At 67.8% G+C, this 22,269-nt stretch carries 16 protein-coding genes; 11 read left to right on the top strand and 5 right to left on the bottom strand.

The genetic code is table 11. The features are described from left to right. Positions 1-3: 3 nt before the first annotated feature. The 7 genes from OG558_RS35960 to OG558_RS35930 all read left to right on the top strand — a co-directional run bounded on the left by OG558_RS35960 (position 4) and on the right by OG558_RS35930 (position 7,407). Positions 4-2,793, top strand: coding sequence for an ATP-binding protein (locus OG558_RS35960; RefSeq protein ID WP_405066971.1), 2,790 nt, complete (start codon positions 4-6; stop codon positions 2,791-2,793). Between the two features lie 147 nt (positions 2,794-2,940). Next, positions 2,941-3,546: a muconolactone Delta-isomerase family protein gene (locus OG558_RS35955; protein ID WP_405066970.1), complete on the top strand. Its 606-nt coding sequence runs from the start codon at positions 2,941-2,943 to the stop codon at positions 3,544-3,546. Positions 3,547-3,672: 126 nt separating this feature from the next. Then, complete coding sequence (locus tag OG558_RS35950) at positions 3,673-4,137, top strand: VOC family protein (RefSeq protein WP_405066969.1); 465 nt, start codon at positions 3,673-3,675, stop codon at positions 4,135-4,137. A 160-nt stretch (positions 4,138-4,297) separates the two neighbouring features. After that, positions 4,298-5,131, top strand: a complete 834-nt coding sequence (locus tag OG558_RS35945; RefSeq protein WP_405066968.1) for an alpha/beta fold hydrolase — start codon at positions 4,298-4,300, stop codon at positions 5,129-5,131. A gap of 66 nt (positions 5,132-5,197) precedes the next feature. Then, on the top strand, positions 5,198-6,049 hold the full coding sequence (locus OG558_RS35940) for an enoyl-CoA hydratase/isomerase family protein (protein WP_405066967.1): 852 nt from the start codon (positions 5,198-5,200) through the stop codon (positions 6,047-6,049). Positions 6,050-6,088: 39 nt separating this feature from the next. Continuing rightward, complete coding sequence (locus OG558_RS35935) at positions 6,089-6,526, top strand: heme-binding protein (RefSeq protein ID WP_405066966.1); 438 nt, start codon at positions 6,089-6,091, stop codon at positions 6,524-6,526. After that, positions 6,523-7,407 carry an alpha/beta fold hydrolase gene (locus OG558_RS35930; RefSeq protein ID WP_405066965.1) on the top strand — a complete coding sequence of 295 codons (885 nt, stop codon included), beginning with the start codon at positions 6,523-6,525 and terminating at the stop codon, positions 7,405-7,407. Before OG558_RS35935 ends, OG558_RS35930 begins: the two co-directional genes overlap by 4 nt. A gap of 136 nt (positions 7,408-7,543) precedes the next feature. On the opposite strand, the gene OG558_RS35925 is transcribed toward OG558_RS35930, so the two are convergent. Together OG558_RS35925 and OG558_RS35920 are read right to left on the bottom strand one after the other, a co-directional pair. Further along, on the bottom strand, positions 7,544-8,149 hold the full coding sequence (locus tag OG558_RS35925) for an ankyrin repeat domain-containing protein (RefSeq protein ID WP_405066964.1): 606 nt from the start codon (positions 8,147-8,149) through the stop codon (positions 7,544-7,546). Positions 8,150-8,418: 269 nt separating this feature from the next. Next, positions 8,419-8,952, bottom strand: a complete 534-nt coding sequence (locus tag OG558_RS35920) for a YcxB family protein (protein WP_405066962.1) — start codon at positions 8,950-8,952, stop codon at positions 8,419-8,421. A gap of 481 nt (positions 8,953-9,433) precedes the next feature. Between OG558_RS35920 and OG558_RS35915 the strand changes: the two genes are divergently transcribed. The 4 genes from OG558_RS35915 (at position 9,434) to OG558_RS35900 (ending at position 13,519) form a co-directional block, all read left to right on the top strand. After that, positions 9,434-10,462, top strand: a complete 1,029-nt coding sequence (locus OG558_RS35915) for a thiamine pyrophosphate-dependent dehydrogenase E1 component subunit alpha (protein ID WP_405066961.1) — start codon at positions 9,434-9,436, stop codon at positions 10,460-10,462. Positions 10,463-10,472: 10 nt separating this feature from the next. Beyond that, positions 10,473-11,519: an alpha-ketoacid dehydrogenase subunit beta gene (locus tag OG558_RS35910; protein WP_405066960.1), complete on the top strand. Its 1,047-nt coding sequence runs from the start codon at positions 10,473-10,475 to the stop codon at positions 11,517-11,519. Beyond that, entirely contained in the window at positions 11,516-11,749 is a 234-nt protein-coding gene (locus OG558_RS35905) for a lipoyl domain-containing protein (RefSeq protein WP_405066959.1), read from the top strand. The genes OG558_RS35910 and OG558_RS35905 overlap by 4 nt, the downstream gene beginning before the upstream one ends. Before the next feature lie 174 nt (positions 11,750-11,923). Further along, entirely contained in the window at positions 11,924-13,519 is a 1,596-nt protein-coding gene (locus OG558_RS35900; protein WP_405066958.1) for an adenylate/guanylate cyclase domain-containing protein, read from the top strand. 30 nt (positions 13,520-13,549) lie between these two features. Here OG558_RS35900 and recD read toward each other — a convergent pair whose 3' ends face one another. From recD to recC, 3 genes are read right to left on the bottom strand one after another with little or no spacing between them, the layout of a single operon-like run. Continuing rightward, positions 13,550-15,355, bottom strand: a complete 1,806-nt coding sequence (gene recD / locus OG558_RS35895) for an exodeoxyribonuclease V subunit alpha (RefSeq protein WP_405066957.1) — start codon at positions 15,353-15,355, stop codon at positions 13,550-13,552. Then, on the bottom strand, positions 15,352-18,654 hold the full coding sequence (locus OG558_RS35890) for a UvrD-helicase domain-containing protein (protein WP_405066956.1): 3,303 nt from the start codon (positions 18,652-18,654) through the stop codon (positions 15,352-15,354). The genes recD and OG558_RS35890 overlap by 4 nt, the downstream gene beginning before the upstream one ends. Further along, entirely contained in the window at positions 18,654-21,968 is a 3,315-nt protein-coding gene (gene recC / locus OG558_RS35885; protein WP_405066955.1) for an exodeoxyribonuclease V subunit gamma, read from the bottom strand. Before recC ends, OG558_RS35890 begins: the two co-directional genes overlap by 1 nt. Between the last annotated feature and the right edge of the window lie 301 nt (positions 21,969-22,269).

Here is a 22,269-nt window from a genome sequence, read left to right as displayed (position 1 = left end):
TGCATGGGTTCGCCTCTGCGTGATCGGCGTGATCGTCTGGCCGCGCTGCTCGGCAGGCGCAGCGAATGCGCGACCCTCGACGGCCTGATCGCGGGTGCGCGGGCAGGGCAGAGCCACGTGCTCGTCGTGCGGGGTGAGGCCGGAATCGGCAAGACCGCATTGCTCGACTATGTGGAAGCGGGCGCAGCTGGTTGCCGCATCGCCCGATTGGCCGGCGTTGAGGCCGAGACTGAGCTCGCCTACGCCGGGCTGCATCAGCTCTGCGCCCCGTTCCTGGATCGACTTGACCGCCTGCCCACTCCGCAACGTATCGCCCTCGGGACTGCCTTCGGCCTGACCGGAGGGCAGGCACCGGACCGGTTCCTGGTCGGACTCGCGGTGCTGGACCTGCTGGCTGACCGCGCCGAGCAGCGACCGCTGATCTGCCTCATCGACGACGTGCACTGGCTCGACCGTGTCTCGGCGCAGACGATCGCCTTCGTTGCCAGGCGGCTGGCGGCTGAGCGGATCGGGCTTGTGGTTGCGCTACGGGAGCCAAGCGATCAGCACGACTTCGCCGGCTTGCCGGAGCTCACGGTCAACGGACTGATCGAGGCAGACGCCGGCCGGCTGCTCGACTCAGTGGTGAAGGGTCCGATAGATCCCCGCGTCCGCGACCGAATCATCGTGGAGACCCGCGGCAACCCGCTTGCGCTGCTCGAGTTGCCGCGCGCGTGGACGGCGGCAGAGCTCGCAGACGGGTTCGAGCAATCGGATCTGGTTCCATTGGCCAGTCGCATCGAGCAAGGCTTTCTTCGTCGGCTGTCGACGCTCCCGCAGGACACCAGGCGTCTGCTCGTGGCCGCGGCGGCTGAACCGCTCGGCGACGCGACGTTGCTGTGGCGGGCGGCGGGTGTGCTGGGGATCAGGGCGAATGCTGCGCAGCCGGCCGAGACGGCGGGTCTGATCAAGTTCGGTGCGCGGGTCGGGTTCCGGCATCCCTTGGTACGCGCGGCTGCGTACCGCTCTGCGTCTCCGGAAGAGCGCCAGGAGATCCACCGCGCATTGGCCGAGGTCACCGACGCCGAGGTCGATCCCGACCGGCGAGCATGGCACCGAGCCCAGGCAACGCTGGCGCCGGACGAAGGGATCGCCGCTGAGCTGGAAGAGTCGGCCGCCCGAGCGCAGTCTCGTGGCGGCCTGCTGGCTGCCGCGGCGCTGCTGGAACGAGCGGCAAGTCTCACGCCCGAACCAACCGGGCGGGCTGAACGCCAGCTCGCCGCGGCCTGGCGCAAGCGCGATGGTGGCGCCCTCGATGCTGCTCTCGCGCTCCTGGCCGCGGTCGAGAGCGGCCCGGCCGATGCGATGCGGTCTGCGGAGGTGAAGCACCTGCGCGGACAGATCATGTTCGACCAGCGGAGAGCCGCCGGCGCCGCTCCGCTACTCCTGGACGCCGCTGGACACCTCGAGTCGCTCAACGGTGATCTGGCCCGCGAGACGTATCTGGATGCGCTTGCCGCCGCCATCTGGGCCAGCGGGACCGATACGCCCGAGCTGACGAACGTCGTTGCGGCCGCCGCGCGGGTCGGCTCCCCGCCCCGAGGAGCGCCGCGGGTCATCGACTGCATCCTCGACGCGCTGGCCAGCAGATTCACGGACGGCCACGCGACGGCGGCAGCATCGCTTGCCCGAGCGCTGATGGCTGTGCAGAGCATCGATTGCGGCGCCGAGGACGTCGGCCGGCTGCTTCGGCTCGGCGGCAACCGGGTCACGGCAATACTCGCGACCGAGCTGTGGGATTTCGAGGCGGGACGGGCGCTGGCCGAGCTCCAGGTCCGCCGAGCCCGTGACGCCGGCGCGCTTGTTCAGTTGCAATTTGCTGTCAACGTGCTCGCGACCAACAGGCTGCTTGCCGGGGAACTCACCGAGGCCGCTGAGCTCGTCGAGGAGGACCGAATGGTCGCCGACATCACCGGCAATCAAGCAGTCGGCTACGCCGCGATGCTCCTCGCTGCCCTCCGCGGGCCTGACGAGAAGGCATCGAGGTCGATCGCGGCGGTCCGCGGCGAGGCGTGGTCACTGGGCCAGGGGCGGATCGTCACCTTTGCCGACTACGCAACCTCGGTGCTGGACAACAGCCTGGGGCGTCACGAGGTCGCACTGCTGGCCGCGCGCGAGGTCTTCGACCGCGATGTCGTGGGCGGATACCAGATGATGGTGGTCTCGGAGCTCGCGGAGGCGGCCTCCCGCACCGGCGATGCAAAGCTGGTAGCGGCAGCGCATCAGCGGATGTCGGAGCGCGCTCGTGTCACGCCCACCTCTTGGGCGTTGGGTATCGAAGCTCGGCTTCGCGCGTTGCTGGGTGACGAGGACGTGGACGCGTCGCACCGCGAGTCGATCCATCACCTGGACTGCGCGGGTCTTCGCCTGGAGGTCGCACGAGGGCACCTCTTGTACGGCGAGTGGCTGCGACGGATCGGTCAGCGCATCAAGGCCCGGGAGCAGCTACGCACCGCTCACGACATGCTGTTTGCGATGGGGGCGACCGCGTTTGCCGAGCGGGCTCGGCGCGAGCTCGCGCTGGCCGGCGGCAAGGCGCTCCGCCGGGGTGTCGAGACCACTGAGGAACTGACCGTCCAGGAGTTCCACATAGCGCGACTCGCCCGCGAGGGCCTGTCCAACGCAGAGATCGGCACCCGTCTCTTCCTCAGTGCCCGCACTGTCGAGTGGCACCTCGGGAAGGTGTTCACGAAGCTAGGCGTCAGTACCCGCAAAGAGCTCCGAAACGCGGTGCTCGACGTGGCACCCGGATAGCCCAAACCTGCATCAGGGCGAGGCCCTGGGGCGAGCGAACCAGGCATGGGCCGGGGTGTTCACCGGGTCCGCGTCGGGCAGCGAAACGGAAGGATCGGGGTGAAGCCGACCCGGTCGGCGCCGTAGCTGAACGCAGGAGGCTCGCAGATGGAGTATCTGGTCACGATGACGACGCAGGTTCCGGAGGGAACCGCGGACGAGGTAGTTGAGGAGGTTCGTCGCCGCGAGGCTGCACGTTCCATCGAGCTTGCCGGCCAGGGGCATCTGCTGCGTTTGTGGCGTCCGCCCCTACAGGCGGGCGAATGGCGCACCCTCGGCCTGTTCGCCGCCGACGACGAGATGGAGCTCGAGGCCGTCCTCGCGTCGATGCCGTTGCGCGTTTGGCGCTCGGATCAGGTGGTGCCGTTGGCGGCCCATCCCAACGACGCCGGTCTGTCGTACGAAGCACATGCCAAGGAGTTCCTGACGACGTTCGAGGTCACGGTTCCCGACGGCGCGAGTGAGCAGGAGGTCGCCGACATCCAGGCCCGCGAGGCCGAGCGGACGCGCGACCTCGCCGAGGAGGGACATCTCGTCCGACTGTGGATGCTGCCGCCTACGCCGGGCAGTTGGCAGGCTCTTGGCCTCTGGCGGGCCGAAGACGGGGACGAGCTGCAGGTGATCCTGAAGTCGCTGCCCATGGGCATGTGGATGACGACTGAGACCACCCCCCTCACCGAGCACCCGAGTGACCCGGCCAACTCCCAGGTCTGACAGACGCGGCTCCCGGCTGCATGTCACCGGCGGACTGCAGCGTCGGTGCGATCCCCACACTCGGCCAGCAGCAGCTGGTCAAGAACCCAGTAGAACAGTTGTGTACAAACGAGAAAGAGAGTGGACATGAGCTCCACGCGTAATGACGCAGGCATCGGCGAGGGCGAGATGCATCTCGAGAACGATGTCATTCCGGTCTCCGACGTCGATCGGTCCAAGCAGTTCTATGAACGCTTGGGATGGCGGTTCGACGACGACGTCGCCCCGCTGGACGGTCTTCGGATCGTCCAGTTCACCCCACCGGGCTCCCCGTGCTCGATCACGTTCGGCACCGGACTCACCGCGGCCGCGCCCGGCTCGGCGCAGGCGGTGCTGGTTGTCTCCGACATCGAAGCGACGCACAAGGATCTCGTCAGCCGTGGCATCGACGTGGTCGATGTCTGGCACGGCCCACCGTTCCCGGTCGAGGCACGGCAGCCCGGCCCTGACCCGGAGCGGACCAGCTACGGCTCGTTCTGCTCGTTCACCGATCCGGACGGCAATACCTGGCTGGTCCAGGAGATCACGACCCGACTCCCCGGTCGGGTCTGATACCGCACCAGAAGAAGGCCCGGACCAGACGGTCCGGGCCTTCTTGCTATACGCCGGGCCGGCCGACCCGGGGGTGACCGGGGTTCGCCCCGGGCGCAGGACGGCCACTCGGCCCGCGATGGTGAGTGTGGAAAAGCAAGCAGCAGACAAGGAGAACGTCATGCCACGCATCGCCGTCGGCACCGAGAACAGTGCCCCGATCGAAATCCACTACGAGGACCACGGGTCCGGGCAACCGGTCGTGTTGATCCACGGCTACCCGCTCAACGGCGCTGCGTGGGAGAAGCAGGAACGAGCGGTGCTGCAGGCCGGATACCGGGTCATCACCTACGACCGGCGCGGGTTCGGCAAGTCCAGTCAGCCCACGGTGGGCTACGACTACGACACCTTCGCCGCCGATCTCAACACGTTGCTCGAGCACCTGAACCTCAGCGAGATAGTGCTTTGCGGCTTCTCGATGGGCACCGGCGAAGTGACCCGCTATCTCAAGACCTTCGGCTCGGCCCGAGTCGCCAAGGCCGTCCTCATCGGGGCGATCCCGCCGTTCCTGCTCAAGACCGGCGACAACCCCGACGGGGTCGACGGGGCCGTGTTCGACGAGATCAAGGCCGCGATCGTCAAGGACCGGCCCGCCTACCTCGAGGCCTTCCTCGACAGCTTCTACAACCTCGACGTACTCGGCGGCTCCCGAGTCAGCGAGCAGGCCTGGCAGAACAGCTTCAACGTCGCGATCACCGCCTCCCCGTACGCCGCGCACGCCTGCGTCGACACCTGGCTGACCGACTTCCGCGGCGACCTGCCCGAGATCGACGTACCGACACTGCTGATCCACGGCGACGCCGACCGAATCCTCCCGTACGCCGCCACCGCTGCCCGGCTGCCCGGCTTGATCAAGGATCTCGAGGTCGTGACGGTCGAAGGCGGGCCGCACAACATCGCTTGGACCCACCCCGACGAGGTCAACCAGGCCCTTCTGACCTTTTTCGCCCAATAGGCCGCGTATTTCATCTGCGCTGAACCACACAACGATTTGTCTCTATCCAACGCACGAGAGGCTCTGATGAACGCAGCAACGCATGATCCGCAACTCAGGCTCAATCGAGTCACACCTTCATACTGTCGAGTCGTACTCGACAACCCGCCGCTCAACCTCATGGGTCCAGAATTCGTTACGCAGCTGCGAGAGATCGTCACGGCGCTCGAGGACGACGACCGAGTGAAGGTAGTGGTCTTCGAAAGTGCCGTCGACGGCTTCTTCCTGAATCACTCCGACTTCCTCGCGAATTTCGAGGATCTGACGAGCATCCCGCAAGGTCCGACCGGCCTCGAGGCGTGGCCCGACATCCTGGTGCGGCTGACGCGCGCCCCGTTCGTTTCGATCGCGCTGATCCGGGGGCGGGCGACCGGAAACGGCAGTGAGCTCGCGCTCGCCTGTGACATGAGCTTCGCGAGCCGAGAGAGAGCGATCTTGTCGCAGTGGGAAGTGGGCGTGGGTCTGGTCGCCGGGGGAGGGCCGATGGCGCGATTGCCGCGAGTCATGGGACGGGCACGAGCCCTCGAAGTACTCCTCAGCTCAGACGACGTTCGGGGCGCCGACGCCGAATTCCTCGGTTACGTGAACCGTGCGCTACCGGATGCAGAGCTGGACAATTTCGTCGACGCACTCGCAACCCGGATCGCCTCGTTCGACAAGTGGGCGATCGCCAACACCAAGCGCCTCGTGAACGAAGCGAGCCTGCCGCCCGACGTCGAAATCAGAGCCGGCTGGGACGCCTGCATGACGTCCGTCAAACGACCAGCGGCGCAGGAAAGCATCAAAGCCCTCCTGGCGCAAGGCTTGCAGGAGCCTGGCGACTCGGAGAATCGACTCGGAGCCTTCGTGGGTCAGCTGGCGCTCAAGCGCGAGCACTGAAACCCGAACGACCTGTCTTACTTTCTGGAAGGAAAACACATGACCACGGACTTGCTCACCATCGCGAAGGAAATCGCGGACCGCGTCGAGGCCGAGTCGCTCAAACAAAGCGTACCCGTCGCGGTTTCCGTCATCGATATCCACGGCAACGTCGTTCTCACGCACCGCATGACCGGAGCGCCCGCATTCTCTCTCGAGCTCTCCGAGCGAAAGGCCTACACATCGGCCCTCGTCCGGATGCGCACCGCTGACCTCGTCCCCCTCGTGCAACCAGGCGCGGCCCTCTATCCACTCCTCGCCGTCTCCGGCGGCAGATACTCCGCGATGGGCGGCGGCGTGCCGCTCACCAGCGAGGGTCAGGTGATCGCCGGCATTGGAGTCAGCGGTGGAACGACGGAAGAGGACATAGCCATTGTCGAAGCGGCGATGAGACAGGTCGGAGCCATGTTCCCCTTCGAAACCGGAGTAAACCGATGAACGACGACAGACATCAGGACGGCATCTACCCCTTCCCAGCCGGTGTGCAGTCGCGTGAGATCGAAACCAACGGCGTCACGATCCACGTACGCGTCGGCGGGCATGGTGCACCGGTCGTCATGCTGCACGGCTTCGGTACAACGGGCGACATGTGGGGTCATCTGGCGAGCGCACTCATCGAAGACCACACGGTTGTCGCGCCCGACCTGCGTGGGTTGGGCCTCTCGTCGAAGCCTGAGGGCGGCTACGACAAGAAGAATCAGGCGGCGGACATCTGGGGCGTCGTGGACGCCCTGGGTGTGCAGACGATCGAACTGGTGACGCACGACATCGGCATCATGGTCGGCTTCGCAGTCGCCGCCACCCACCCCGAGCGGGTGAGCCGATGGGTGGCGATCGATGCGCCGCTGCCCGGCATCGGGCCCTGGGATCAGATCATCCAGGATCCGGTCATGTGGCACTTCGGCTTCGGTGGTCGCGACATGGAGCGCCTGGTCGCCGGCCGCGAGCGTATCTATCTCGACCGCTTCTGGAACGAACTCTCCGTGGACCCGACGCGGTTCGACGAAGCGAAGCGCGAGCACTATGCGGCGCTCTATGCGCAACCCGGCGCAATGCGAGCGAGCTTTGCCCAGTTCCTGGCGTTCGGGCAGGATGCGACCGACAACAGAAAGTTCCTTGCGCAGGGCAATAAGCTGCAGATGCCGGTCTTGGCCTTCGGTGGCGAAGCTACCTTCGGCCCTGGGATCGGCGAGGTGATTCGGTGTGTCGCCGACAACGTCGAAGATGCGGTCATCCCGGATTGCGGGCACTGGATCACGGAGGAGCAGCCGCAGGCGACGACAGACCTGGTCGTCGACTTCCTGCGCCGGGCGCGTTGAAAGGCGGTCCCTGCCGTTGCGGTACGGGCGGCAAGCCGCTGAGCTCTGGCGCGGGGAGCGATCCTCGCGCGTCTCGGCGTACTCGGCGCTCTGGACGCCGCGGTCGAGCCGGCCGCCCGGCGGACCTGCCGGAAGCTCAGGCTGTGGCGTCGTCGAGGAGTTGGATGATGACCCGCTGTTCATGCTTGGCCGCCTCGGAGCCCACGCCGCCGCGGCCCGTTGCTCGGCGTGCGAGGGAGGCCGGAGTCGAGCCGCGGTCGTTCGCCAAACGACGATTCGCGCCCAAGCGCAGGAGTGTCTCGACAGCAGCCGAGCACCGGTTTCGGACGGCTCGATGCAAGGGCGTGGTCCCACCCAGCGCCGCAGCGTTCGGGTCGGCGCCCGCCTCGATGAGGTACTCGATGACTGCCCTCTGACGGGTCGGATTCCAATTCGTTGCGCCGGGTCCACCGCTGACGGCCGCATGCAGAGGTTCGGCGCCCCGACGGTTGCGGGCGCGGAAGTCGGCGCCGCGCGCGACCAGATCTTCGGCGAGCTCGACGTCGTACGCGAACGCCGCGGCATGCAGCGCCGTGTCGCCTTCGTAGACCTGGACCTGACACTCGGCGATGAAGCGCTCGTCGCGGCGCGCCAGCCGCGCCGTTGCCAGCTGTGGTGCCGCGTCGAGCGACGCCGTGACGACTATGCGATCGCCCGCCGCGATGGCCACCAGCAACCCGGCGAGGTCTTCGATGGCAGGCATACGGCACGCTACCTCGGTCAGGCGGCCAGCAGCTTGGCGATCTGGGCCGGCTGAGCCAGGAGCGGGAAGTGTGCGCTGCCCGAGGAGGACGGTGAGACCGGGAGCGCGTTCTCCAAGCACTGCCAGTACGTCGGTCCGCTGGCGGATGGACTCGATCGTGACCCCGGCGTCGCCTTCTGAAATATCCGTTTGGTGTCCGAGGGGGACACGCACATCAACCACACGGCTTAGTACTCCAGCCGTAGATCGTTATGGCCGGAGACGCGCCACTACGCCGCTTGGCGGCGGCGTACGTGGGCCTCCAGAAGTTCGCGCAGGCGGGTCTCGTCGGCCGGACTCGCCAGTCCACGCTTCGGCAGGATGAGGAGCGGTCCATCGGAGGGACGGCCTACGCCGAGCCGGAGGATGAATGCGCGGCCGCTCTCCTCGACGTCGCGGATCCGGGACCACCCCCACCAGCACTCGAAGTCCTGCTGCCGGCGCGACAGGCCCCGGTTGTCGGCCACGTACTCGACCAGATCCTGGAGCAGCGGGTCGTTCTTCCATCGCAGTTGGAGCGATCGCCGTGGCGCAGTGCCGAGCAACAGCAGGAGCACGCCGCCGACGGCGACGAGGAAGCCACCAGACTTTTCCGCCGCCCCGGTCGCGAGCAGAAGCAGGCCGACGACGAGAAGGGTCGAGGCGACGGCCAGCGACTTCGCGATCTGCCTCCGAAAGGCCGGCCGGCGCGCCAGCTCTTGCAGGTCCGCCGGCTCCGGCATCCATCGCAGCGTGATCGCGTCCGGGTGTATCTCGATCGCCATGACCGCAGAGCGTACCCGTCATCAGAGGTCGTCACCTGGGCAAGCGGCCCGCGAACAGCATCTCGGGAAGCGCCGTCGAGCAGGGGGACGCCGGTAGCCCGCGTCCGTCGGGCGGGACGTGGTCACGGCTGTCGAAGCGAGGAGGGAACGCTGTGTCACGTGTGCGTAGCGCGCTGGTGCGGTGTGGCCCAGCCGCAACGTAGGCCCAGGTATCCCGGCGAAGATCTACAGAACGGCTGTGTCTCAAGACCAAGGCTGCGTCCAGCTTCAAGACAGGACGGAGGAACGAGGACCCCGTCCTTGAACACGACAGCTGCGCCGACGGCGCACGATTCGTTGATTCCTGGACGCAGCGGTGCGGTGTGCATAGGCTCGATGGTGGCCAGTCGGCCTCTCCTGGGATGTCCGCGCTGGCCGTGGTGGAGCCCGGCAATCCCCACGCCAACACGATGCCGGGGGAGACGCAGCACTGGAGGCCGTGATGACGACACACGCAGCACCCTCGACGTCGAGCCCTCAGCCGGGCGGGACCTCCGTCGACCCCGCCGTGCGGGTGGGGCTCTACGAGATTATGGTGCTCTCCCGCACCTACGAGGAGGCGATCCTCCGGGAGTACCACGCCGACAAAGGACCCGGCTTCGATATCGGCAAGGGGCTGGTCCCCGGGGAGATGCACCTGTCCGCCGGACAGGAGCCCGTGGCGGCCGGCGTGTGCGCGCACCTGACCGCGGAGGACGCGGTAACCGCGACGCACCGCCCGCACCACTTCGCGATCGCCCACGGCGTGGACCTGCGGAAGATGACGGCAGAGATCTTCGGTCGCGAGACTGGTCTCGGGCGCGGGCGCGGCGGCCACATGCACCTGTTCGACCCTGATACGCATTTCTCCTGCTCGGGGATCATCGCCGAGGGCTACCCACCCGCGCTGGGACAGGCGTTCGCGTTCCAGCGCCGCGGCGGCAGCCAGATCGCTGTCGCGGTGACCGGTGAGGGCGCCGCCAACCAGGGCGCGTTCCACGAGTCGCTGAACCTGGCGGCCCGATGGCTGCTGCCGGTGGTGTTCGTGATCGAGGACAACGACTGGGCCATCTCGGTGCTGCGCTCGGCGTCCACGGCGATCGGCTCGAATGCGGACCGTGCAGCGGCGTACGGCATGCCGGGCGAACGTGTCGAGGACAACGACGTCGAGGGCATCTACGGCGCCGCACAGCGCGCCGTTGCCCGAGCCAGGGCGGGCCAAGGGCCGTCGCTGATCGAGGTTCACACCCTGCGGCTGTGGGGGCACTTCGAGGGCGATGCTCAGGGATATCGCCCCGAGCTCGCCGACGTACCGATGCAGGACCCAATCCCTCGCTACGAGCAGACCTTGCGCGCGGCCGGGCACCTCGACGACGCCGCCGCGGCCCGGATCAAGGACGCGGCGAGCGCGCGAGTCGAGGACGCGATCACCTACGCCAAGAACAGCCCCGTGCCCGACCCTGCGTCGGCCACTTCCTACGTGTTCGCCTGAGGAGACGACGATGACCATCATCGACACCCCGGCTGCACCCGCGCCCCAGGCAAGCCGCCGGCTGACTACGTCCAAGGCGATGGTCGAGGCCATCGCTCAGGAGATGGAACGCGACCCCTCGGTGTTCTACCTGGGCGAGGACGTCGGCGCCTACGGCGGAATCTTCAGCTCGACCACCGGCCTGCTCGAGCGGTTCGGGCCGCAGCGAGTCATCGACACCCCGATCTCGGAGACCGCCTTCATCGGCCTCGGCATCGGCGCCGCGGTCGAGGGCATGCGCCCCATCGTGGAGCTGATGTTCGCCGACTTCATGGGCGTATGCCTGGACCAGATCTACAACCACATGGCGAAGATCCACTACGAGTCCGGCGGCAACGTGAAGGTCCCGATGGTGCTGACCACCGCCGTGGGCGGGGGCTACTCCGACGGCGCGCAGCACTCGCAGTGTCTGTGGGGCACGTTCGCGCACCTGCCGGGCATGAAGGTCGTGGTCCCCAGCAGCCCCGCCGACGCGAAGGGCCTGATGACCTCGGCGATCCGTGACGACAACCCGGTGGTCTACATGTTCCACAAGGGCGTGATGGGGCTGCCGTGGATGGCGAAGAACGCTCGCTCCGTCGACGAGGTACCCGAGGGTGACTACGCCGTGCCTATCGGCAAGGCGAGGGTCGCCCGCGAGGGCAGCGACGTCACAGTCGTGACCCTCTCCCTGTCGGTGCACCACGCCCTCGACGTCGCCGAAAGTGTTGCCGGTGAGGGCATCGACGTGGAGGTCATCGACCTCCGCAGTCTGGTGCCGCTGGACCGCGAGGCGATCCTGACGTCGGTGGCCAAGACCGGCCGGCTCGTCGTGGTGGATGAGGACTACCGCTCGTTCGGTCTGTCCGGTGAGGTCGTCGCCACCGTTGCCGACCACGACCCAACGATGCTGCGGGTCCCGGTACAGCGGCTCGCGATGCCCGATGTGCCCATCCCGTACGCCCACGCACTCGAGTACGCCGTCCTGCCGCGGCAGGACAAGATCGAGAAAGCCGTACGCGCTGCGGTGGCCGGATGACCGACGTACCGTTCCCCGCATTGTCGAAGGACACACCGGACGCGGAAGGAGTGCTGGCTACCTGGTTCGTCAGTGACGGCGCCACCGTCAGCGCTGAACAACTGCTTGCCGAGGTACAGGTCGACAAGGTCTCGGCAGAGGTACCGGCACCTGTAGGCGGTGTGGTGCGCCTCCTCGTGGCGGAGGACGAAACTGTGAAGCAGGGTTGCCCGATCGCGCGCATTGAGTGAGTCCCGACGGGAAATCGGGATCTGTCGCCCACCCACCGCGCTCACGCCGGGCCGGCCTTGGCCGCCGCGGTAGGCACATTCGGTGGCTGTTGCCGCCGGACCGCGCCGCATAGGCTCAGCCTGGTGACCGGGTCGCGGGTCCATTCTGGCGCCGCCGGGCCTAGCCCGAGGCGGATGGTCGCACGCCAGCTGGAGCGACTGGCCGGCCTTGGCGCTCGGCCAGAGGACTCCCGCGACGAGCGGCTTCGGCAGGGGACGCTCATCTTCGTCTCGGTTCTGATCGCCCTGATCGCCACGATCTGGGTTCTCACCTACCTCGCCTACGGCGACCCGGTCTCGGCGGCGATTCCGGGCGTCTACCAGGTGATCACCGTCGTCGGGCTGGTCGTGCTGGCTCGGAGGCGGCGTTTCGGCACGTTCCGCACCACGCAGCTCGCAGCGTTCCTGGTGCTGCCTGCCTTGCTGCAGCTCTCTCTCGGCGGCTTCGTGGCCTCGAGCGGGATGATCCTGTGGGCGATGGTCACGCCGCTGGCGGCGCTTGCGCTGCTCGGACTCGGGCGCTCTGTGCCGTGGCTGGCGGCGTACCTGGTCGAGTTGGTACTGCTGGCAGTCCCCGATGCCCGGCTCCCATACTCCCCGGCGGCGCTGCCGGAAGGTTTCGTGGTCACGTTCCTGGTGCTGAACATCGCGGGCGTCACGGTGAGCGCGTATTTAATGCTCGGCTACTTCGTGGAGCAGCGGGACCGCGCCCACCGGGAGCTCCAGGTGGAGCGGGAGCGGTCGGAGCGGCTGCTGCTCAACGTGCTGCCGGAGCCGATCGCGGAGCGTCTCAAAGCCGAGCCGGGCGTGATCGCGGAACACTACGAAGCGGTGAGCGTGCTCTTCGCCGACATCGTCGGCTTCACCGCCCGGTCCGCGGTGATGGAGGCGGCGGAAGTCGTTGCGCTGCTGGACCAGGTGTTCTCCGCGTTCGACCGGCTCGCCGATGCCGCGGGCGTCGAGAAGATCAAGACGATCGGGGACGCGTACATGCTGGTCGGCGGGCTGCCGGAGCCGCGGTCTGACCACCTGGCGGCGGTTGCCCGAACCGCGCTCGCGATGCGCGAGGAGATCCTCCGGATCGCGGCCCGCCCGGGGCAGGGCTGGCTCGCGGTCCGGATCGGGATCGACTCGGGACCGGTGGTCGCCGGAGTGATCGGCCGGCGCAAGTTCATCTACGACCTGTGGGGCGACACCGTGAACACGGCGAGCCGGATGGAGTCCTATGGACAGCCCGGCGAGATCCAGGTGACCGGGCGAGCGGCCGCCGCGCTCGGTCCGGAGTTCGTGGTGCGGCCGCGCGGCACGATCGAGGTCAAGGGAAAAGGCCCGATGGAGACCTACCTGCTCGACTGGGCCGATCAGGCTGCGGAGGAGATGCCTCCGCGCCCATATCACCGGGAGGCTGGGATGACGCCAGGGGAGCGGTTCGACGAGTTGGTTGGCGAGTTCCTGGATATGCCTGGAGTGACGTTGCCAGGTCCGGGACGGGGCTTCGGTTCTTCGGCGTTGCGTATCGAGAAGAAGATCTTTGCGATGTTGGCGCAGGAGCGGCTGGTGGTGAAGTTGCCGGCGGCCCGGGTCGATGTGTTGGTGGCCGCGGGGGAGGGAGTTCGGTTCGACGCGAACAAGGGTGTGCCCATGAAGGAGTGGTTCAGTGTTGATCCTGATTCGGCTTTGCCGTGGCAGCAGCTTGCTTCTGAGGCTTTTGCTTTCGTCGCGGGGGAGTAGGCCGTGGCCGCTCGCCTCGGACGGCAAGGTTTACGGCTTCCCACCGGTGGACGGTGGTATTCGCGGTAGGTGAATTCCGATCAGGCGTTGCCGGAGGCCGGTTGCACGTAGCGCTCTGCGGCCCATGGCCAGACGTACGGACGTTTCGTTCCCGACGACGCGTAGTCGGTCTTGGGCACGGGTGATTGCTGTGTAGAAGAGTTCGCGGGTGAGCAGGCGCGACTCTTCGCCTGGCATCAAGACGGTGACTTCCGCCGCCTGGCTGCCCTGGGCTTTGTGGATGGTCATTGCGTGGAGCGTTTCGATGTTGCCTAGTCTGCTGGGGGCGAAGTCGAGACGGCCGCGGGAGCTGTCGATGCAGACTCGTAGGGAGCCGTCGGGGCGCCGGATCGTCACTCCCACGTCGCCGTTGTAGATGCCCAAGGCGTAGTCGTTGGCGGTCACCAGTACCGGTCGGCCGACGTACCAGGTGTCCCAGAGTGGGTCCTCGGCTTCTTCGGTGATCCATCGCTCGATGGTTCGGTTCCAGTGGTCGACGCCCCACGGCCCTTCCCGGTGCGCGCAGAGTAGGCGGTGCCGGTCGAGCGCGGCCAGTGCGGCGTCGGGGTCGCCGGCTTCGGCGGCGGTCCGGATCGCGAGTACGTCGGGAAGCAGCGCGGACCGCAGGGTCTCGCGTGGGTCGTCGTCCTCGACGAAGTGGACCCGTTCGCCGCTGCTGCGTAGTACGGCTAGAACGTCCTCGGGGCGGTCTTCGCGCACGGCCAAAGCCAGCTCGCCGATCTCGCTGCCGAAGCGGTGCGAGGTGCGTAGTTCGGCTCCTTTGATGTGCCCGCCTGCGACCAGCCCGTCGACGAGGTCGGCGAGTACAGCGCCGGCTTCGATGGAAGCGAGCTGGTCGGGGTCGCCAACCAGTACGAGCCGCGCCTCGGGTCGCATCGCCTCCAGCAGCCGCGCCATCATCGTCAGCGAAACCATCGAGGTCTCGTCGACGACGATGGTGTCGTGCGGCAGCCGGTTCTCTCGGTCGTGGCGGAACCGGGTGGACGAGTCGGAGCGCCGGCCGAGCAGCATGTGCAGGGTACGGGCGTGGAAGTCGCCCAGCCTCTGTGTGTCCTGTTCGGAGAGGCGGTCGGACATCTCCCGCCGTACCGCCTCTTCGAGCCGGGCTGCGGCCTTGCCGGTTGGTGCGGTCAGCGCGATCCACGGGCGGCGCTCGCCGGCGATCTCGGCCTGCTCCGCGAGTACAGCCAGCAGGCCGGCGACAGTGGTGGTTTTGCCGGTGCCAGGGCCACCGGTGAGGACCGTTGTCCATTGCCGGGCCGCGGTCTGTGCGGCAGTCCGCTGTTCGTCGTACGAACTACCTGGAAAGAGCCGGTCGAGCCCTGCGACCAGCGCAGCTTCGTTGGCGATCTGTGGCGCCGGCAGAGCGGCGCGACGGCGAAGGTCCTGCTCGACCTGCTCCTCTTCGCGCCAGTAGCGATCGAAGTACAGACGCGCGTCATCGAGGCGCAGTGGGTGTGGAGCGGCGAGCAGGGGGCTAGCGGCGATTGCTGCGAGCCATTCGTCCAGGACGGGCCAGGCCAGCTCGTCGCCGTCATCGCCGACTTCGTTGCGGACCTCGGTGAGGTCGAGGCAGATGGATCCGGCCCGGACGGCTCGCGCTACCAGTGCACAGGCGAGTGCCACTGACTCGTCGGTCTCGTTCAGCATGGTCGTGAGCCGGGAGGCGACATGGACGTCGGCGGCCAGGATCACGCCGGCCTGGTTGAAATCGCGCAAGATCCCGGTCGCGGCGAGCGCCAAGGCCGAGTCGAACTCGTCGACTGTCGTGGTCATGCCGTCCTCTCATCGAGTAGGTCGGACAGCGCGAGTACGAGCGCCGCCGGCAATGGCCAGCTGAACACCCCGGCCGGATGCCGGTCCACGAGAGGCGTCTCCGGGCCGCACATGCCGCGCAGGTAGAGATAGACGACCCCACCGAGATGCACCTGAGGGTCGTAGGCCGGCAGTCGCCAGCGGAGGTATCGGTGCAGCACGACCGAATAGAGCATCGCCTGCAACGGATAGTCGGAGTGCAGCATTGCGGCGCCCAGTTGATCCGGGCCGTACTCCGCCGACGTAGCAGGCTGCTCGGGGTCGCCGAGCCGGTTGGTCTTGTAGTCGACCACGACGAATCGGTGGCTGTCGCCGTGCGGGACACGCAAGACGACGTCGATCGATCCGGATAGATAGCCTCGCAAGCTCTGTCGGCCGAGCAACGGTTGTTCGAGTCGGTCGGCGTACGCAAGGAGCGGGTCGTCGGCCGACAGATGGGTGCGTAGCAGTGGCGCCACCCCGGCCAGCCGTACGTCGCCGGCCATCGCGTGATCGCCTCCGGCCAATGGGATCTCGAAGTCGAGTTCGCGGAGCCGGTCGGCGCGGCCGAGGTCGCCGAGGGTCAGTCCAGGCACGAGCGGACCGAGCGGCGTGGTGTGCATCGGCAGCATCGCCGTGGCCAGGGCATCGGGTGTCACGTCGACGTCGACGCGCCAGAGCCGCAACTGGTCGCGGACCTGTGCAGCCAATTCGGCGTGCAGATCGGGCGCGTGTGGGTCGGCCTCCTCGAGCACTGCGTGCACCAGCGACCCGAACGTGGCCCCGACCGGCAGTCCGTCCATCGGAGACGGCAGCGCATCGGGCGGCACGTTCTCCGGTGTCGGTACTGGATCCACCGACTCGTCCTCGAGTTGGCTTTCCTCCTGTTCGCTGACTACACCGCCCACCTGCTGGTCGGCCGCGCGGATCAGCCCGGAGTACGACGTACGGCGCCAGGCGAGGTCGACCTCGCGGGAGAAGGTCCCGACTGCGAGCCCGCTGGGCAACCCCTCGCCCACGGGCTCGACCTGCTCGGCGATCATCGACTCCTCGACGACGGGACCGCCGGCCTGCTGCCAGCGGCGCAGCCAGATCAGCACCTCGTCGTCGGACGATGGCCTGTCCAGGCTGTCGGGTACGACCGGCTCGCCCTGCTTGCGACCGCGCAGCAGGCGGGAGATTCCGCCGTTGACCTCGTCCCAGGACGGCGCCCACCAGGCCACGACCTGCGACTGGGCCCGGGTCAGCGCGACGTACGTGAGCCGGATGTCGTCACCGGCGACCTCGGTCCGCCAGAGTTTCTCGTTGGCGGTGTAGCCGGTGCGGTTCTTGCCGCCGATGTCGAGACTGCGTACGCCGTTCTCGTGGAAGAGAAGGAGTTCGTCATCGTCGAAGATGTGCCGGTTGAACCCGAACGGCAGGTAGACGATGGGGTACTGCAAGCCCTTACTCACCCATACCGTCATGATCTGCACTGCCGCGGTGTCACTGTCGAGCCGGCGGGTTCGCTCCGTCGTACGCCCCTTGCCGGTGCACTCTTCGCGCAGCCAGTCGAGCAGCGCGGGCAGCCCGAACCCCTCCCGGTGAGCGGTCTCGTGCAGCAGTTCGGCGAGGTGGGCGAGGTCGGTCATATCGCGTTCGCCGCCGCGCCAGGCAAGTACTCGTTGCGCCATCCCCTTCACCTGGGCGGTTTCGAACACGGCAGCCACACCGCGGGTGCGGAGGTGGTCGGCCCACCCGCGCAGGGTTTGTCCGATCCGATCGGTGAGGTCGTCCCCACCGGCTTGCAGAGTGGCCGCGGTCTCCCCGAAGAACATCGTCGTCGCAGCGGCGCGGACCAAGCCGGATCGGTGCGGTTGCTCGAAGGCTTCGAGCAGACACAGCCAATCCTGGGCGGCCTGCGACGAGAAGATGTCGAGGTCGCCGGAGTAGACCGCGGGAATCCCGGCCTTGGCCAGTGCCTCCCGGCAGGCCCGCGCGTCCTTGTGTGCCTCGACGATCACCGCGATGTCGCCGGCCCGGAGTGGCCGTTCGTCGTAGGCCGCGTTGGACGCGAGCAGTTGACCGATGTCGACGGCGAGGTCGCGGGCGATGTGGTCGCGCAGGTCGTCCATGGGGATGCTCTTGCGCGTCGCCGATCCGAACTGCTCCCGGCGCGCGACCCTGAGCCGGACTGGCGCGTCGGATGGTGCACCAGTGAGCCGGCTGCCCTGGTGATGGGCGCTGACCTTGTGGACGACGATGTCCGAGTGGCCGAGCCGGGCGCCGCCGAGCACCACTTGAAGGCAATCGACCAGCGGCTGGTCGCTGCGCCAGTTCGTACCGAGAGTGCGCCGCTGACCCGCGGTTTCCGCCGCCGCAAGGTACGTCGCGATGTCGCCACCGCGGAACGCATAGATGGCCTGCTTGGGGTCGCCGATCAGCACCAACGTGCTGTGACCGTTGAAGGCGGCGTCGATCACCTTCCACTGCACCGGATCGGTGTCCTGGAACTCGTCGACCATCACCACCGACCAACGGCGCTGCATCCGCTGGCGAGCCGGGGCGTGGGGATTCTCCAGCGCGGTGGCCAGCCGGGTCAGCAGGTCGTCGTACCCGAGGATGCCGAGGCGGCGTTTGCGGCGCTCCAGCTCGGCCAGGACGGCCTTCGCGAACTCGACCCGGACGCCCTCAGGCGAGGACCCGTCGTACTGTTCGGGCACCAGCCGGGTGTGCGGGTTACCGACGACCTTGAGGGCGAGCTCCAGCGCGGTGGAGCGGGTGATAGTCGGTTGCTCGGCGGAACCTCCGAAGCGATTGAGATAGATGTCGTCGACGACCTCGGCGACAAGCTCTCCGAGGTCGTCGACCAAGGTGACGCCGGCGTCGGTGTCACCGGCGACGCCGAGCGAACGCAGTACGAGCTGGCAGAACTGATGAGTCGTCGCGATGGTGGCCGCGTCGAAGTTGGCCAGGGCGTCCCGAAGACGGCTGTGTCGTACGGCGACGTCGGCAGCGCTGCCGTTGACCAGGTGACCGAGCAGACCTGGGTCGTCGCGCCAGCGATCCGGATCCGCAAGAGCACGCTCGGCGTCCAGCAGTTGGGAGCGGACGCGTTCACGAAGCTCCTGGCTGGCGGCGCGGCCGAAGGTGATCAGCAGCATCTCGTCCAGACGTGCGGCGCCCTCGGCCACGTAGCGGGTGACCAGCCCGGCGAGGGCATAGGTCTTGCCGGTGCCGGCGCTCGCCTCCAGCACAGTGGTGCCCGTCGGCAGTGGACCCAAGAGGTCGAAGGGCTCCATCACGGCGCCCCTTGCTCGAAGCGCAGCATCGGTTCCCAGACACGGTTCGCGTAGGCGCCGAGCCGAGTCGGTTCGCCCGGCCGTTCCTCACCGGGCCGAGTCGGCTCGAGAAGAACCTTGAGGTTGGTGTTGGGTCCCCAGACGCGGACGTGGGCGGGATCAGAGTTCTCGCCGTCGTAGTTCGCGGGGCGCCACCGACGTCCGGCAGCGAGCATCGGGTCGTCGTCCGTGCGCCGCGCCTGGCACCAGGCGAAGGAGGTCTTCAGCGGTAGCGGCAACGGCTCGCGACGGCCGGCGTCGTAGACCGCGACCAGGTCGGCGAGCAGGGCGCGGGCGTCGGGTCCGACCGGCCCGAACAGCCGACTCGCGGGGGTGCGACCGCTGCGCGGGCGGCCGATGGCCAGACCCGTCCAGTTGTGGTCCTCGTCGTCGGCGGACAGCGCGAGCAGTTGAATCCAGGAGGTCAACAATTGCTTGGCGTCGAGCCGCGAGTAGCTCACCGAGACGAGCCGGTAGGTGTACACACCTGGAACTGTTCCGGTGAGGCGCCGGCCACTGCCGAGGTCGACGTCCACATCGAACGCCTGTGGACTCGCCTGGCGATGCGGGTACGCACTGATCGCGAGACTTCGGGCGATGTCACGGATCTCGGTCGCGGTCCGCCAGCCCAGCCGTCCCGGTGGGAGAACGCCCCGTCGCCACTCTGCTTGGAGGGCCGCGTCGGGGTGGATGCCTGTCAGCATGTCGCGGAGCATCCGGTCGCCGACCGACCACTTCTCGAGGTTGTCGATCTCCACCGGCATCACGTCCGAGACGCCGTCGACCTCCCACGGCAGAGTTAGATCGAGCGCCCGGAAATACCCCTTCACCGGATCACGGAAGAACGCCAGGAGATCCGATAACGCGACATCATCATCCGCCGGTAGCGTCAACTGTCCGGCGATGAACTCCGGGCGTGGCGGCCGGGAACCCGCTGCGGCCCGCGCCGCGACCAGTGCGGTCGGGTCGAACGTGAAGGGCCCCGGCGTACCAAGACGGCCGGCCTCCAGGTTCTTCCGATCGAAGGGCTGGAGCGGATGCTTGACCACGACCGCTTGCCGAACCTCCGACTCGGTGGTGCGGTCGAGGACATCGAGGAGCTCACCCAGCGGTACGGCGGGCGGCCGTGGCTGACCGGTGTACTCGTTGGCGCCGGTGTAGGTGATCACGAGCGACTCGGTCGCGGCGAGAATCGCGTCGAGCATCAGCTGGCGATCCTCGCTGCGGACGTCGCGCTCGCCGGTGACCGGTGACCTGGCCAGTACGTCGTCTCCGTCAGCGAGCCCGAACCGTGGAAACACCCCGTCGTCGAGGCCCAGCAAGCAGACCACCCGGTGCGGCACCGAGCGCATCGGCACCATCGTGCAGACGGTCAGCGTGCCGGTCCGGAAGTTCCCGCGGGTCGGCCGCCCGGCCAGATGGGTCGACAACAGGGCCCGGACGTCCGGCAACCTCAGCGAGGTCGCGGCCAGGTGACCGGCCTCGGCCGCGACCTCGGCGAACTCGCGATACACCTGGCCGACCTGCCAACCGTCATCGCGACCGACGCGAGTCAGCTGGTCGATCCCGTCGCGGAGCGCGTCCAGCCACTCCGCGAGCGGTTGGGCGCCGCTGAGCCTGTCAGTTGCCGCCAGCAACCGATCGACGTACTCGGCGAACCGGCCGGCCAGCTCGATGCGGGTGCTGCCTACGTCGTCGAGCGGCAATGTCGTGTCGATCCACGCGTGCGCGTCCGCCGACATCGTCACGCCTGCCAGTACTCGATCAATGCCGAAGCGCCAGGTGTTCTGCGGGTAGTCGGCCAAGCCGAACGGGTCGCGGTGGTCCTGGTCGAACGCCCACCGCACGCCTGATTCGCGCACCCAGGCGGTGGCGATGTCGATGTCGTCATCAGTGAACCGGAAGCGGCGGCGTACTGGCTCGGTCTCGGCGAGGTCGAGCACCTGGCTCGCCGTCGCTCTGCTGCCGGCGAGGTCGAGGAGTTGAGCGGCGACGCCGAGCAGCGGATTCGTCTGGGTGAGTGACCGGTCAGCCAGTTGGACGCGGAGCCGATGCGCCGGGTGGCCGTCGTTGTCGACCTCTCCGAGACCGAACCGGGCGCTGATCAACGGCGCGTAGGTCTCGATGTCGGGGCACATGACAAGAATGTCGCGCGGCTCGAGCGTCGGGTCTGCCTGGAGCTTCCCGAGCAGCACCTCGCGCAGTACGTCGACCTGCCGGGCGGTGCCGTGGCAGGCATGTATCTGCACGCTGCGATCGTCGGCGGCGAGGTGGCGACCCTCAGCGGCGAGGGTGTTGTCGCGCAGGTCATGCTGCAGCCAGCCGAGAAGTGTGTCGGGCGCCGGTGGTGACGGAAGGTGTCGGTCAACGGCTGGTGCTGCGGCGAGGGCCAACTGCAGCTCGCGACTGTCCCGCCCGAGGGTGGCGAGCAGCGGGTTGTCGGCCTCTTGATGGCTCGTGTCGGCGGCTCGGTCGCCCGCAGTAGAACCCGCTGTCCTCAGCCGTTCCCAGAGCGCGCCGCTGGGGTGGGGGAGCCAGAGGTGTACGTCGCGGTGTTCCGCCAAGGTGGAGAGCAACTCGATCTCCGTGAGCGGCAGTCGAGTGTGTCCGAACAGTGAGAGGCGTTCCGGTAGATCGAAGGACTCTGGCTGATCCCGGAGCCGGCCCAGCGTGTCGGCGTGGCGAGTGTTCGGTGGCTGTGCGTCGATTCGGCCGACCAGTCGCCGCCAGAGTTCGGGTTGCCAGTTCAGGTCATCGTCGATCGGCACTCCGCGACCGTCGGTGTCGCGACCTTCGCTCCAGTCAGCGAGGAGAGCCGGCCGTTGGACGGCGTACGCCGCGAAGAGCCGGGCCAACCGCGCTGCGACGGCGTACCTGCGCCCCTGGCGCAACTCGGCCTCGGCTCCGGTGTCGAAATGGCCCAGGTGTCGCGCAACAGGCTCGCACCAGACCTCGTCGAGAGACTCGTCGAGCACGGCCAGCAGCGGCCAAGCCATCGCCTCCGCGGCCCACGGGTCGTCGTCTGTGAGACCCAGCACCGCGGACACCAGCGAGCGCGGTGTCGCAAATCGAACCCCAGCGCACACTCCGTCGGCTCGCCCCGCCGCCGCACCCAAACGGTGTGCGAGTCGCTGGGAGAGCCACCGCTCAACGCCCTTGGCCGGCACCACCACCAGCTCCTCGGCGAATGGATCGGCCAGAGGAGCGGCGAGCAAGTCACCGAGCCCGTCGGCGAGCACGTCTGTGCGCTCGGCACGGTGCAAGTACAGGGCCACCGACGCAGCATGCCACGTCGCGCCTCCGCCTCGTGGGAAGGCGGGTACTTTGCTCCCCACGGACGGCGGCCGACCAGTGAGCAGCCGCGTCGATCAGGAGGGCGCGGTTTGCCGTTGGCAACTTGAGCACGTCGGAGGCCGCCGCAGGCGCAGAACAATGTCGGTTACTGAGTGGCGGACTCCAATCCTGTAGCCGCTGATGTGCAGTGGAGACTGATTGCCGGTGCCGATGACGCGACATGTCCTGTGAGTTGTGGGTCACTGGACCCGGCCCGCTGCCTCGCCCAGGCAAGCGGCCGAG

The sequence above is a fragment of the Kribbella sp. NBC_01510 genome (assembly GCF_045040325.1).
Lineage (GTDB): Bacteria > Actinomycetota > Actinomycetes > Propionibacteriales > Kribbellaceae > Kribbella.
This window is presented reverse-complemented; position numbering and strand designations above follow the sequence as displayed.